The organism is Faecalibacterium sp. IP-1-18 (genome assembly GCF_023347355.1).
Lineage (GTDB): Bacteria > Bacillota > Clostridia > Oscillospirales > Ruminococcaceae > Faecalibacterium > Faecalibacterium prausnitzii.
The window spans coordinates 2673317-2686905 of record NZ_CP094472.1; the positions used below are offsets into that span (position 1 = coordinate 2673317).

Annotated in this window: 12 protein-coding genes and 1 tRNA gene; 4 read left to right on the forward strand and 9 right to left on the reverse strand. The window is 56.1% G+C overall.

Features of this window, described 5'->3' with window-relative positions; translation table 11 throughout:
- Positions 1-47: 47 nt before the first annotated feature.
- Together MTP43_RS12690 and MTP43_RS12695 are read right to left on the reverse strand one after the other, a co-directional pair.
- Positions 48-335 (reverse strand): zinc-ribbon domain containing protein, encoded by a 288-nt coding sequence (locus MTP43_RS12690; protein WP_005921120.1) that lies wholly within the window; start codon positions 333-335, stop codon positions 48-50.
- Between the two features lie 410 nt (positions 336-745).
- Positions 746-1942, reverse strand: a complete 1197-nt coding sequence (locus MTP43_RS12695) for an acetate/propionate family kinase (protein ID WP_117526350.1) — start codon at positions 1940-1942, stop codon at positions 746-748.
- Between the two features lie 242 nt (positions 1943-2184).
- Between MTP43_RS12695 and MTP43_RS12700 the strand changes: the two genes are divergently transcribed.
- The 3 genes from MTP43_RS12700 (at position 2185) to glpK (ending at position 6648) form a co-directional block, all read left to right on the forward strand.
- Positions 2185-3387, forward strand: coding sequence for a nucleotidyltransferase family protein (locus tag MTP43_RS12700; RefSeq protein ID WP_117526349.1), 1203 nt, complete (start codon positions 2185-2187; stop codon positions 3385-3387).
- Between the two features lie 141 nt (positions 3388-3528).
- Positions 3529-4845, forward strand: a complete 1317-nt coding sequence (locus MTP43_RS12705; protein ID WP_015537365.1) for an NAD(P)-dependent oxidoreductase — start codon at positions 3529-3531, stop codon at positions 4843-4845.
- A 300-nt stretch (positions 4846-5145) separates the two neighbouring features.
- On the forward strand, positions 5146-6648 hold the full coding sequence (glpK, locus tag MTP43_RS12710; RefSeq protein ID WP_015537364.1) for a glycerol kinase GlpK: 1503 nt from the start codon (positions 5146-5148) through the stop codon (positions 6646-6648).
- Between the two features lie 112 nt (positions 6649-6760).
- Here glpK and MTP43_RS12715 read toward each other — a convergent pair whose 3' ends face one another.
- From MTP43_RS12715 to MTP43_RS12745, 7 genes are all read right to left on the reverse strand, one after another.
- A complete protein-coding gene (locus tag MTP43_RS12715; RefSeq protein WP_005921132.1) occupies positions 6761-6898 on the reverse strand; it encodes a hypothetical protein in 138 nt (45 codons plus the stop codon).
- On the reverse strand, positions 6888-7169 hold the full coding sequence (locus MTP43_RS12720; RefSeq protein ID WP_005921133.1) for a type II toxin-antitoxin system prevent-host-death family antitoxin: 282 nt from the start codon (positions 7167-7169) through the stop codon (positions 6888-6890). Before MTP43_RS12720 ends, MTP43_RS12715 begins: the two co-directional genes overlap by 11 nt.
- A gap of 119 nt (positions 7170-7288) precedes the next feature.
- The gene (locus MTP43_RS12725) at positions 7289-7678 is read right to left on the reverse strand and encodes a DUF5301 domain-containing protein (protein ID WP_015537363.1); all 390 of its coding nucleotides are present in this window, start codon (positions 7676-7678) and stop codon (positions 7289-7291) included.
- A 50-nt stretch (positions 7679-7728) separates the two neighbouring features.
- Complete coding sequence (locus MTP43_RS12730) at positions 7729-9324, reverse strand: recombinase family protein (protein ID WP_249234873.1); 1596 nt, start codon at positions 9322-9324, stop codon at positions 7729-7731.
- 247 nt (positions 9325-9571) lie between these two features.
- Positions 9572-10021 carry a hypothetical protein gene (locus MTP43_RS12735; protein ID WP_005923126.1) on the reverse strand — a complete coding sequence of 150 codons (450 nt, stop codon included), beginning with the start codon at positions 10019-10021 and terminating at the stop codon, positions 9572-9574.
- A gap of 445 nt (positions 10022-10466) precedes the next feature.
- Positions 10467-10542: transfer RNA gene (locus MTP43_RS12740), tRNA-Val, on the reverse strand.
- A 77-nt stretch (positions 10543-10619) separates the two neighbouring features.
- The gene (locus MTP43_RS12745) at positions 10620-11222 is read right to left on the reverse strand and encodes a TetR/AcrR family transcriptional regulator (RefSeq protein ID WP_117528137.1); all 603 of its coding nucleotides are present in this window, start codon (positions 11220-11222) and stop codon (positions 10620-10622) included.
- Positions 11223-11487: 265 nt separating this feature from the next.
- On the opposite strand from MTP43_RS12745, the gene MTP43_RS12750 reads away from it, so the two are divergent.
- Positions 11488-13587, forward strand: a complete 2100-nt coding sequence (locus MTP43_RS12750; RefSeq protein WP_005921569.1) for an efflux RND transporter permease subunit — start codon at positions 11488-11490, stop codon at positions 13585-13587.
- Positions 13588-13589: the final 2 nt, after the last annotated feature.

Below are 13589 nucleotides of genomic sequence, written 5' to 3' on the forward strand. Positions count from 1 at the left end.
GACTGGCAGCGGGGGGATTTGTTACCGATTTAAATGAAAATCAGCGCTTAGTTCTGCTTCATGCGAGCGAAGCAGTCAGAGCAGTAGACCGGACGGTCCTCACGGGGCTGGAAGGGAACCTTGCAGGCCTTGCCGCAAGCTGCGCAGACAGCGTCGAACATCTGACGCTCGCCGCTGTTGCTGCGTGCGCCGCCGTTCTTGCGGGCGTCACGGCAGGGCTTGCAGCGCTGGGGCTGGTTCTCGAAGCCGCGAGAAGCGTAGAACTCCTGCTCACCGGCAGTCCAAACAAATTCCTTACCGCAGTCCTTGCAGACCAGAGTCTTGTCTTCAAACATAGTAGTATCTCCTCTTTAGTTAGTTCTTGCCCACGGAAGGATTGTAACCATACCTTTGGTTTTGGGACCATCGCGCTGATCAGTAAGCTTACCAGGGGCTTGAATAGATAAACGCCCTCGGATTGAGGACTTTCCTATTGTACCGTTATTTTTGAGATTTGTCAACCAAAAAACAACCGTTCGCCCTTTTATTTGTACACATAGCACAAACCGACAGCATATATTTGGGTAAAATCACCGCCGGAAGATGGAAAAGCGGCGCGCCGCACAGGTTATACGCAGCGGCAGATAATTTATGATTTGCGGTTCAGAAACACCTACGGGTGTTTCTGAACCACTTTTTCACACAAGCAAAAAGGGGCTGCCGCACATTCTGTGCAGCAGCCCCTGCAAAGCCCTTTGGGAAAAGCTTACTTCTCGATGACTTCCTTGGTGTCGCGGGCGATCATCAGCTCCTCGTCGGTAGCAATGACCAGCGTGCGCACCTTTGCGCCCCAAGCGGTGATCTCGCACACATCGCCAACAGGGTGCTTGTTCTTCTCGGTGTCGATGCGGATGCCCAGCCAATCCATGTGGTGGCAGATCTTTGCACGGGCAATGGCATCGTGCTCGCCGATGCCGCCGGTAAAGACGATGGCATCCACGCCGCCCATAGCTGCAATGTAGCTGCCGATGGTCTTTTTGATCTGGTAGTTCAGCATATCGGAAGCCAGCTGTGCGCGCTTGTTGCCGGCCGCGGCAGCCTCTTCCACGTCACGCTTATCGCTGGAAACACCGGAGATGCCCAGCAGGCCGGACTTCTTGTTCAGGATCTCGTCCAGCTCGTGGCCGGTGATGTTCAGGGTGTACTTCAGGTAGTTGACCACAGAGGGGTCCAGATCGCCGCAGCGGGTGCCCATCATCAGGCCGGCCAGCGGGGTCATGCCCATGGAGGTATCCACCACCTTGCCCTGATCGACTGCGGCAATGGAGGAGCCGTTGCCCAGATGGCAGGTGATCAGCTTCAGGCGCTCAATGGGCTCTTCCAGATACTCGGCTGCCTTGTGGGCAACGTACTTGTGGCTGGTGCCGTGGAAGCCGTAGCGGCGCACGCCGTACTTCTCGTAGTACTCGTAGGGGATGGCGTACATATAAGCCTTCGGCGGCATGGTGCTGTGGAAGGCGGTGTCGAACACAGCCACCATGGGAATGTTGCCGAACACCTTGCGGGCGGCCTCGATACCCAGAATACCAGCGGGGTTGTGCAGGGGAGCCAGCGGGCTCAGCTCACGCAGGGTGTTGATGACCTCATCGGTGATCAGGCAGCTGCTCTTGAACTTCTCGCCGCCATGCACGACGCGGTGACCGATGGCGTCGATCTCGCTCACGTCATTGATGCACTTGCCTGCACCGGTGGTCATCTTCTTCACGACCTCGGCAAAAGCCTCGGTGTGGGTGGGGAAGATTGCCGGGGTGGTGGCCTTGGTGCCGTTGGCCTCGTGAGTGATCATGCTGCTCTCCATGCCAATGCGCTCGCACAGGCCTTTGCACAGCACCTTTTCGCCGTCCATATCGATCAGCTGATACTTCAGGGAAGAAGAACCGCAGTTAATAACCAGAACCTTCATCTGTGTTGCCTCCTGAAAATTTTTGTACCGTCCGTAGCCTAAAAACCTGCGGACAGAATTTTACAGATTCCTATGTTTATTATATAATAGGCGTGACGGCTTTTCAAGGCGCAACCCGGGCAAAGCGGTAAAACTTGTGTACAAGGTTTTTGTATATCCTGCCCACAAATCCCGGAAACGTCAGGATTTTTCTGTATATCCGATATAATTTTAACAATCTTTTGGCGAAAAGGAGCAGTTCCATGAAGTTTGCAGGCATCATTGCGGAGTACGACCCCTTCCACAACGGCCACGCATGGCAGCTGGCGCAGGCGCGGGCGCTGGGGGCGCAGCGGGTGGCCGTTGCCATGAGCTGCGGGCTTACCCAGCGGGGAGCGCTGCCGCTGTTGCCGGAGGCGGTGCGGGTGCAGGCGGCGCTTGCCTGCGGAGCAGACCTCGTGTTTGCCCTGCCCGCGCCCTGCGCCTGCGCCGGTGCCGAGGCTTTTGCCCGGGCAGGGGTGCGCATTCTGGCTGCTGCCGGGTGCGATGCGCTGGTCTTTGGGGCAGAGAACCCGGACACCGCCCTACTGCAAAAAGCTGCCCGGGTGCTGTGCAGCGAAGCATACCGCACCGCGCTGAAACAGCAGCTTGCCGCCGGGGCACGCAGCTTTGCCGCCGCCCGGCAGGCGGCGGTGCAGGCGCTGTGCCCGGGGTCAGACGTTGCCGCACTGCTGGACAAGCCCAACAATAATCTTGCCGTAGAGTATTGTAAAGCAATCATAGAACAGAATGTAGAAATGCAGCCCATCGCCCTGCCCCGGCAGGGCGCAGACCACGGGCAGGCGCTGACCGAAAGCAGCCATACAGCCTTTGCCAGCGCCAGCGCCCTGCGGGCGCTCTGGGCAGAGGGCGGCGCGGCGGCACTGGCACCTTATGTGCCGGAAAAGGCGCTGAAACTGTATAAACAGGCAGAATATGACGGAAAGTATACGGATTTTGCGGTCATGGGGCACTGCGAGCTGGCACTGCTGCGGGCAGCCTGCGCAGGGCAAGCCCCCTTTGCCGCGGTGCGCGGGGTATCCGAAGGCTTGGAGCACCGGCTGGAAAACGCCGTGCGGGAGACCGCAAGCCTGCCCGCTTTGCTGGATGCCCTGACCACCGTGCGTTACCCCCGGGCGCGGATGCGGCGGCTGGCGATGGATGCGGCGCTGGGCTACACCGCCCAGACCCCGGCGCTGCCGCCCTATCTGCACCTGCTGGGCGCACGCAAGGAGGCTCTGTCCCTGCCCGGGGAGACGGCGCTGCCGCTGTCCCACTCGCTGGCGCGGCTGGCACGGGAAAACGAGACCTGCGCCCAAATGGCTGCTGCCCAGAGCAGAGCCAGCGACCTTGGTGCGCTGTGCCGGACAAAACCGGAGCCGATGGGCGGGATATATCGTCAAAAAATTATCTTTTTGACGAATTGACAAAAAATAACGCCAAAAATTTTATATTGTGCCCTCTTGTATCCGGCGCAGTTCGGGTGTATGATTAAAGCAATGCAATGTTGGATACAACGAACCTGTAAAAAACGACTGTCCCCGCAGGGGAAACACAAGGAGGAACCCATGGCACTTCATGTTCTGGACGAAGCCAACCGCTGCCTCGGCTGCAAAAAGCCGATGTGTCAGGAGGGCTGCCCCATCCACACCAATATCCCGGAGGTCATCCGTCTGCTCAAGGCAAACCAGATGGACGCTGCGGGCCGGATGCTGTTTGAAAACAACCCCCTGACCACTGTATGCAGTCTGGTGTGCAACCACGAAAAGCAGTGCGAGGGTCACTGCATCCGCAACCGGATGCCCAGCCACGACCCGGTGCACTTTTCCATCATCGAGGACTATATCTCCACCACCTACGCCAACAAGATGACCGCAGGCCCTGCCCCGAAAAACGGCATGAAGGCCGCTGTGGTGGGCTCCGGCCCGGCAGGCCTGACCATCGCGGTGCTGCTGGCACGCTGGGGCTACGATGTGACCATCTTTGACGCCCGGGATAAGATCGGCGGCGTGATGCGTTACGGCATCCCCAACTACCGCCTGCCGGACAGTGTGCTGGACGATTTCCAGTATCGTCATCTGGAACTGAAGGGCATCAAGGTGCGCCCCAACACCACCATCGGCAAGACCATCACCATCGACGATTTGTTCCGCGACGGCTATAAGAGCGTGTTCATCGGCGCCGGTCTGTGGAAGGCCAACGCCATGCACATCAAGGGCGAGAGCCTTGGCAACGTGGCTTTCGGCATCGACTATCTGGCAAACTCCAAGGCCTTCCGTCTGGGCGATGACGTGGCCGTCATCGGCGTGGGCAACTCCGCTATGGACTGCGCCCGCACCGCCATCCGCAACGGTGCCCGCCACGTTACCTGCTACGCCCGCCGGGACGAAAGCTGCATCAGCGCTTCCGAGTACGAAGTGAGCTATGCCAAACTGGAAGGCGTGGGCTTCCGTTTCTGCAAGGCACCGGTGGAGATCCGGGAAAACGGTCTGATCTGCCGCGACACCGTCAAGGGTGAGGACGGCAAGTTCACGCAGGTAGAGGGCAGCGAGACTTTTTACCCCCACACCGGCGTCATCGTGTCGGTCAGTCAGGGTTCTGAGAGCAACCTCGTCAAGACCACGACCGGCATCGAGACCAACCAGAAGGGTCTGCTGAGTGTCAGCGAGGACGGCCGCACCACCCGCGAGGGCGTATTTGCCGGCGGCGACGCCGTCATGGGCGCACGCACCGTGGTAGAGGCTGTGGCTGTTGCCAAGAAGGTGGCTGTCGCCATGGACGAGTATATGAAGAGTCTGCCCGCCGACACCGCTGCCGACCCCTATGCCGACATTCCGGTGTTCCAGACCCCTACCTCTGACGTGCTGGCAAAGCAGCAGTTGTAATAGAACGATTTTGAATGGTACTCGGGACACCGGAGCGTCTGCGGACGCTCCGGTGTCCCATTTTCACAGCCGCAGCGGCTGCACCGCGCACCCTTTCGGCAGAGTGTTCAACGGCGGGGCGGCCCCCTTGTGCAGAACCTCCAAAAATCGCGCAGAAGCTTGTATTTTTCCTGCGGAGCGTGTACAATAAGCACAGAATATGTTTGCGCAGAGCAGGAGAGCGACAGACAGAGCAGATAGCTTTGTTTGGTGCGCTCTTTTTTGTTTTGCGCTCAAGCTTCAGAGCAAGGAGAGAAGATCATGAGCCAGACCAAATATATCCTCTCACTGGATCAGGGCACTACCAGCAGCCGGGCGATCCTGTTTGACAACGAGCAGAACATTGTCTGCGTGCAGCAGCGGGAATTTGAGCAGATCTACCCCCATCAGGGCTGGGTGGAGCACAACCCCATGGAGATCTGGTCCAGCCAGTACGGCGTGATGAACGAGGTAATCGCCCAAAGCGGCGTAGACCCCAAGGACATTGCGGGCATTGGCATCACCAACCAGCGCGAGACCACCATCCTGTGGGACAAGAGCACCGGACGCCCGGTGTATAACGCCATCGTCTGGCAGTGCCGCCGCACCGCGCCCCTTGTGGACGAGCTGCTCAAGACCCCCGGCATGGCGGACTATATCCGGGAAAACACTGGCCTTGTGCCGGACGCCTATTTCTCTGCCACCAAGATCAAGTGGATCCTGGAAAACGTCCCCGGTGCGCGGGAAAAGGCCGAGGCCGGGGAGCTTTTGTTCGGCACGGTGGACACTTGGCTGGTCTGGAAGCTGACCGGCGGCAAGGTGCACGTTACCGACCGCACCAACGCCAGCCGCACCATGCTGTACAATATCCGCACGCTGGACTGGGACGACACCCTGCTCAAGGCGCTGGACATCCCCCGCTGCATCCTGCCCAGCGTGAAGGACTCCAGCGAGGTGTACGGCTACACCAACATTCAGGGCGTGGACGTGCCGGTGGCCGGTATTGCAGGCGACCAGCAGGCCGCGCTGTTCGGGCAGGGCTGCTTTAAGCCCGGCGACGTGAAAAATACCTATGGCACCGGCTGTTTCCTGTTGATGAACACCGGCAACAAGATCTACCAGAGCAAGAACGGTCTGGTCACCACCATTGCCATCAGCCTTGACGGCGAGGTAGAATATGCGCTGGAAGGCTCCGTCTTTGTGGGCGGCGCGGTCATCCAGTGGATCCGGGACGGGATGCACCTGATCCAGGACAGCTGCGATTCCGAGTACTACGCCCAGAAGGTGCCGGACAACGGCGGTGTGTACATCGTGCCCGCCTTTACCGGTCTGGGCGCACCTTATTGGGATATGTACGCCCGGGGTGCCATTCTGGGCATCACCCGCGGCACCACCCAGAACCACATCATCCGCGCAGCAGAGGAATCCATCGCCTACCAGAGCGCCGACCTGATGTGGGCCATGGAGAAGGACACCGACATCACCATCAGCACCCTGAAGGTGGACGGCGGCGCCAGCCGCGACCACTTCCTGATGCAGTTCCAGTCCGACATCCTGAACAAGGAGGTGCTGCGCCCGGCCATCCGGGAGACTACCGCCCTTGGCGCGGCGTATCTGGCCGGCCTTGCCACCGGCGTGTGGAAGAGCCGGGAGGAGATCAGCCACCTGTGGAGCTGCAACCAGCTGTTTGAGCCCAAAATGGACGCTGCCCAGCGGGAAAAGCTGGTCAGGGGCTGGCACAAGGCCGTGGGCCGCAGTCAGGACTGGGCTGAGCACGAGGTGTAAGGCAAGAAAGCTTTTGACAGCATAATATTATAATACCCCCGGCAGGCTGCCACCGTAATGGTGATTGCCTGCCGGGGGGGTTCTGTACCGTTCACAGCAGTCGAAGTTGAATTTATTCCAGATACTGCGGCAGATTCCAAGCACCTCGCAGCACACGGCTGGCTGTTTTAGGGTAAAAGCCAGACAGATACCGGGCGATATCGTTCAAGTCCTGCACAGCAAGGGGCAGATATTTGATCTTATACGTCATACTGCTTGCTCAGCGTCTCCCATACGCTTTCGTGGTCTTCCCACTGCGTGTCGGGGTCAGCCGCCTGCTGTGTTGCCTTGGCAAGTGCCTCGGCAACATATCGCTGGTGCAAAAACTCCTCGTACTTGGCGTAGTCCTCAATGTTGATGAGTACGGATTCTCCACGGCCATGATTCGTGATGATCACATGGTTGTGGTCTTTGAGCATCTCCGAAAGCTCAGCGTAATGGTTGCGCAGATCCCGGGAAGGGCGAACGAATGTCTGCATCATACGGGACACCTCCTGTCAGAGTCATTGTATCACAAAATGACTACATGCGCAAGGCGGATGCTCTTGCTGGGGCGTGCGGAGCCCCAAACCCTGCAGGGAACGAGTACGGCAACCTGAAATCAATCCGTTTCTTTTAGCCTTTCGAACAGTCTGCGTTCAATTTTATAAATTCCTTGATAAGGTTGTTCAAGATAGTACTTCCCCCTGTCCTCATACGCAAAGATAGTAATTGTTCCTGTCTCATGCCGGAAGTCAATCCTGATATAACTTTCCGCTTGCGGGACATCTTGAACGCTTTCCTTCTTAGTCGGTTTAGAACTAGAAATATCGGCGATTATTTCACTCATCCAAGTTTTATCTGAATGACTTACTGTGTTTTCTTCAATCGTTATATCAATAGATGTAATCTTATCGGCTTGAGGTAGCGTAATGGGCGCTGCTTTTTTTCCACACGCAGCTAAAGTCAGTATACAGGTAAGACACAAAAACAAAGAAAGAAATTTTTTCATAAGTATTGTTACCTCCATAACTTCCAATTTACTGGGCTAAGCCGAGTATATCATACACTGTTAAAAATAGCAAAAGGCAGGATACCACTACCATAGTGATACCCTGCCTTTACTTGTTCCGGTTCTCGTTCTGTACCGTCCGCCACAAAAAAATCCCCAGACCGAATGGTCTGGGGATGTGGTGGAGCATTGTCCACGGCACTCGAACCCAACACTTCCTCACGGGTGACCGTTTTGGCATCGTCCGTGAAGTTGAAGTTGAGTACGACCCGGTCATCAAAGACGTAGACCGAGTTGACAAAGGTATCAATGATCTGCCGCTGGTGTTCCGTGCTGCCCACGTCACCCTTGCGGAATTTTTCAAGCCAGAACCGAATCCACTCACGGGTCAAGACGGGCTTTTTCAGCTCTTCTTCCAGAATGCTGGTGTTCAGAGCTTCTTTCCGGGCTTCCAGCTCGTCCAAACGCTGCTTGGTGGTCGGGGTCAGGATGCCCTGTTCAATGGCTTCCAGAAGGTTTGCCAGCCGCTTCTCCGTGTCCCTGAGCTGGTCTTTCAGGACAGGCAGCCGGGTGTTCTCCTTCTGCTGGGCTTCTATGACCAAATCTATCAGCTGTTCGATGATTTCATCGCTGAAAATCACCTTAATGGCAGTGTCCACCACGAACCGCTCCAGAGGCTCCTTGCGGATGGCTTTCAGGTCGCAGTGCGCCTTGCCGTGGCGTTTGGCGTTGCCGCACTTGTAGTAATAGTAGGTGTTTCCCATGTGGCTGGTGCCGCTTTCGCCACCCATCAGGGTGCCGCACTTGCCACAGAACAGCTTGGTGGTCAGCAGATAGCTCACATCCTCTTTTGCAGGCCGACCGTGGGCGATCTTGTTCTGCTCAAAACGCTGCTGTACCCGGTTGAACAAATCCTCGTCCACGATGGTGGGAATGCCACCCGGTGTCACAATGTCCTTGTAGCGATATTCGCCGATGTAGCGGCGGTTCCGGAAGATCTGGAAGAAGCTGTTCTTCACGAACGGCTTCCCGGTGCGGGTACGCAGACCGCGCTCGTTCAGGGATGCTGCGATCTTCTCGGCCGGTTCGCCGTCGGCATACCGGCTGAAGATTTCCTGCACGATGGGAGCCGTCTCCGGGTCGATATGGTACAGCCTGTCCTCCTTGCCAATGGTGAAGCCCAGCGGCACCACACCGCCGTTGTACTTGCACTGGAGGGCGTTTTCGCGCTCACCGCGCGCCACTTTCAGGGCGAGTTCGGCGGAATAGTATTCCGCCATGCCAATCAGCATACTCTCCACCATAATGCCTTCAGGCCCCTGTGAGATGGGTTCCATGGCAGACACCAGATGGACACCGTTCTTTTCCAGCTGGTACTTGTAGTTCACGGCATCGAATCGGTTCCGGGCAAAGCGGTCCAGCTTCCAGACCAGAACTACGTCGAAGATTTTCTTTCCGCTGTCCTTGATCATCCGCTGAAAGTCCGGGCGGTCATCCGTTTTGGCAGAGTAGGCACGGTCAATGTAGGTGCCGACCACGGTGATGCCGTTCTTCTCGGCGTAGTCCTTGCAGTCGCGCAGTTGTCCTTCAATGGACGCTTCTCGCTGGCTGTCAGATGAATAGCGGGCGTAGATCACGGCGATCATGGTTGCACCTCCTTGGCGTGTATTCGACTTGCCTTTATAGTATCGGGTCAAGCGCAGCTTGTCAACAATCTGCGAGCAGATTGAAATGTGAAAATTGCGAAACGCAGCGAAAAAGCTGAGAGCAAGAATCGTCCCGTGGCCACAAATTTTCAATTCTTGAAAATTCTTGCCCCTTTGGGACAGCTTCTTGTTGGGGCGTGCCTGCCCCAAACCCTGCTAGGAACGAGTACAGCAAACTGGAATTGATTTACTTTGTTTGTAAATCTTCCAGAAAGAAAATTCCCTCTGTTAGGTTGACAAACATTTCCTTGTCCTTGATTACATGAATTTTATTGTTCCACCAGACAGTAGTGTTATTAGCGGAGATTGTTTTGCTTGTTCCGTCCTTGAGAAAATAAGTAATTGTAATAGCGGGTTCTTCTTCGCTATTCATTTCCCCAAATAAATCATATTTCAGAAATCCCGTTAGCTTTAAGGCTAACTCAATGTCCTCACTGCTCGAAATTTCTTTAACATCATCCGTGACACTCGGATACGTGATATTTACAGACTGAATATCATTTATGCGGGGCAATCCCCAAAGATACATACCATTCGTAAATATGTTGATCCCAACAATCAAAACAGTCATAACTATCACTTCTATCAAAAATCGAATAAGACCTTTGAAAATCTTGTTCACCAACTTATCCTCCAATCTCGATTTCTCCTACTCCCTCAATTCCGATTTGTTGAACTAAGCCGAGTATATCATACTCTCCAATGAAAGAACACCCCGATATAGTGAAATTTTGCCGTTTTCCTGCGTACGTGCGTACACACTCCACAGGAATTCTAAGGGGCCTGCCCCTTAGCACACGGACTTTGGAACAAAGTCTAGTGTGTTACACATTGTCAGAGGTGTACAGGCTCCCGGTACGCACGTACACAGCGATTGCCCCCAATGCGTCATATAGGGTGACGACCAAGTTCGCACAAAGCGAACTTGATTCCTCAAAGCAAAAGGCAGGATACCACCGTCATAGTGATACCCTGCCTTTGCTCGTTTAACGCTCTGTGGAGTCCTTCCGCAGAACTTCCGATAAACAAAAAACGTACCCGAACCCTTTTTCGTAAAGAATCGGGTTCGAGTACGAACTGTATGGTGGACGGTACAGGACTCGAACCTGTGACCTCCTGCACGTCAAGCAGATGCTCTACCAGCTGAGCTAACCGTCCATGTCATATCGACTTAGATAGTTTACCACAGCTTTTTGCAAAAAGCAAGACCTTTTGTGCTTTTTATGCGTTCTTTTTTACTTTTCCGGCGAAAGCGCCCGGCGGATGATATCGTACAGCACCGGCTTCATGGCGTCGATGTTGTCCGGCTTGCCCTCCAGAATGCTGGAATAGCACACTGACATACACATACTGCCAAGGGCGGTGATGCGCTGGTAGACCTCCCGCTCACTACGTCCGGCCATCTCCGGGCTGGAAAGCACGATGGCCAGCAGCTTGCGCATCAGGGGCTCGGCTTCCCTGCTGGCTTCGATTTGGTCCAACCCGGGCCAGACGAAGTTGCGCTCCAGAAACCGCAGCACCAGCGCATCCTGCCGCAAAGCCTCGATGATATGGTCGATGACGAACACCACCTGTGCGGTAAAGTCGGGCAGCTCGGGGTGCTGCTCGACCGCAAGGCAGGCATCGCTCAGCAGCTGGTAGCTCACCCGCCCCAGCAGCGCCTGCATTACCGCGCCCTTATCCTGAAAATACAGGTAAAACGTGCCTTTGCCCACCTTTGCCCGGCTGGTGATATCCTCCACGCTGGTCTTGGCGGTGCCCCGCTCCAGAAACAGCTCGTAGGCTGCATCCAGCAGGGCGCGGCGCTTTTCCTGTTTCTTCCCTTCCACGGTGCTCATGCTCTGGGTAGATTCCTCTTTTCTCTGAATTTAGACGCAGGTATGTGCTGCGTCCGGTCTGCGTACCTTAGTTTAGCAGTCCTTTGCCGTTTGTGCAAGCCCGGTTTGCTATACAATTTTTTGCAGGTGATAAAAAAACTGACTTTCAGTCACTTTTCCTGCTTGACACACTGCCCGGGCTGAATATAATAGTGTTTGCCCGGAAGATGACCGGCGGTCAGTTTCGCGGGCTTTCCCAATCAACTTTCTATTCTGGAGGGTTCTCATGAAAAAGATCGCACAAGGCATCGTGCGTCTGCGCAAGTTGATCTTAACAGTGGCCGTGCTGCTGTTGATCCCTTCCGCGATCGGCGCCATTGCCACCCGCATCAATTATGACATCCTCACCTACCTGCCGCAGGATCTGGACTCCATGATCGGCGAGGTAGCCCTTGAGGACGATTTCCATCTGGCCTCCACCGGTATGATCACGGTAGAGGGCCTGCCAACCAACGAACTCATCGCTATGAAAAAGGAGATAGAAGCCGTGCCCGGCGTTACCCAGACCTTCTGGCTCAGCGATGTGATCGACCCCAGCATCCCCACCGCCATGCTGCCTGCCGATGTGCAGCAGTTCATGTTCGGCAAAAATGATTCCACCATGCTGATCGTCCGCTTTGACGCCCCCAGCGCCAGCGACGAGACCATGGAAGCCGTCAAGCAGATCGAAAAGCTGCTGCGCAAGGACTGCTTCTTCGGCGGCATGAGCGTCATTCTGCAGGACACCAAGGCGCTGGTCAATCAGGAAATGCCCCTGTACATCCTGATCGCCGTGGGCGCCAGCCTGCTGGTGCTGTTCCTCTCGCTGGAAAGCACCATCACCCCGCTGCTGTTCATGCTGGGTCTGCTGTTCCCCATCGCGTACAACTTCGGCACCAACATCCTGCTGGGGCAGATCAGCTACATCACCGAGGCGCTTGCCACCGTGCTGCAGTTGGGCGTTACGATGGACTTCTCCATCTTCCTGCTGCACCGCTATCAGGAAGAAAAGGAGCTGCGCTCCACCAATGAGGAAGCCATGGTCAGCGCTATCTGCAAGACCATGACCTCCATCTCCGCTTCCAGCCTGACCACCATTGCAGGCTTCCTTGCACTGTGCGCCATGCGTCTGACGCTGGGCCGCGATATCGGCCTTGTCATGGCAAAGGGCGTGGCACTGGGCGTCATCTGCACCGTGGTCATTCTGCCCGCCCTGATCCTTACCTTTGATAAGTGGGTGGAAAAATACAAGCACCGCACTGTCATCCCTCGGCTGACCAAGCTGAGCTACTTTGTTTCCAAGCACGCAGCGCCCATCGTGGCCGTCTTTATCCTCATCCTCATTCCCTTTGCCATTGCGCAGAACAAGACCAGCGTGTACTATACCCTGTTCGACTCCCTGCCCCAGGATCTGACCGGCATCGTGGGCACCAACAAGCTGGGCGAGGACTTTGGCATGACCACCAGCCACTTCATTCTGGTGCATGACGACCTGACCGCTACGCAGGTGTCCGACCTGTGTGACGAGTTGAAGGACGTGGACGGCATCACGCAGGTGGTAAGTCTAGATTCCATTACCGGCCCCGGCTTTGACACCGAGCTGCTGCCCGACAGCGTGATGGAGATCCTGCAGTCCGGCGGCTACAAGCTGATTTTGGCCAACAGCTCCTACAAGACCGGCACGGATGCCATCAACAGCCAGCTGGACAAGATGATCGGCCTGATTAAAAATGTAGATCCCGAGGGCGTCATCACCGGTGAAGGTGCCATGACCAAAGACCTGATCGAGGTGGCAGACGTGGACTTCAAGAACGTCAACGTCTGGTCGATCATGGCCGTGCTGGTCATCATCGCCATCTCCTTCAAGAGCATCTCCATCCCGGTGCTGCTGGTTGCCAGCATCGAAGCCGCTATCGCCATCAACATGGGCATCCCGTACTTTACCGGTACGCAGCTGCCCTTCATCGCCAGCATCGTCATCGGCACCATCCAGCTGGGTGCTACCGTGGACTACTCCATCCTGATGACCACCCGTTATCACGAGGAGCGCGCCTTTGGCCGCACCCCCAAGGAGGCTGCCCAGCAGTCGCTGGAGCATTGCAGTCAGTCCATCCTGACCAGCGGCCTGACCTTCTTTGCCGCTACGGTCGGCGTGGCCGCCATCAGCAAGATGGAGCTGCTGCGGAGCATCTGCCTGCTGATCTCCCGTGGTGCTCTGATCAGTATGCTGGTCATTCTGGTGGTACTGCCCGCCGCCCTGATGCTGTGTGACTGGCTCATCCGCCACACCACCCTGAAATGGATGGTACCTGAATCTGCCAACGCCAAGAAGTCTGAAAAGGAGTAATG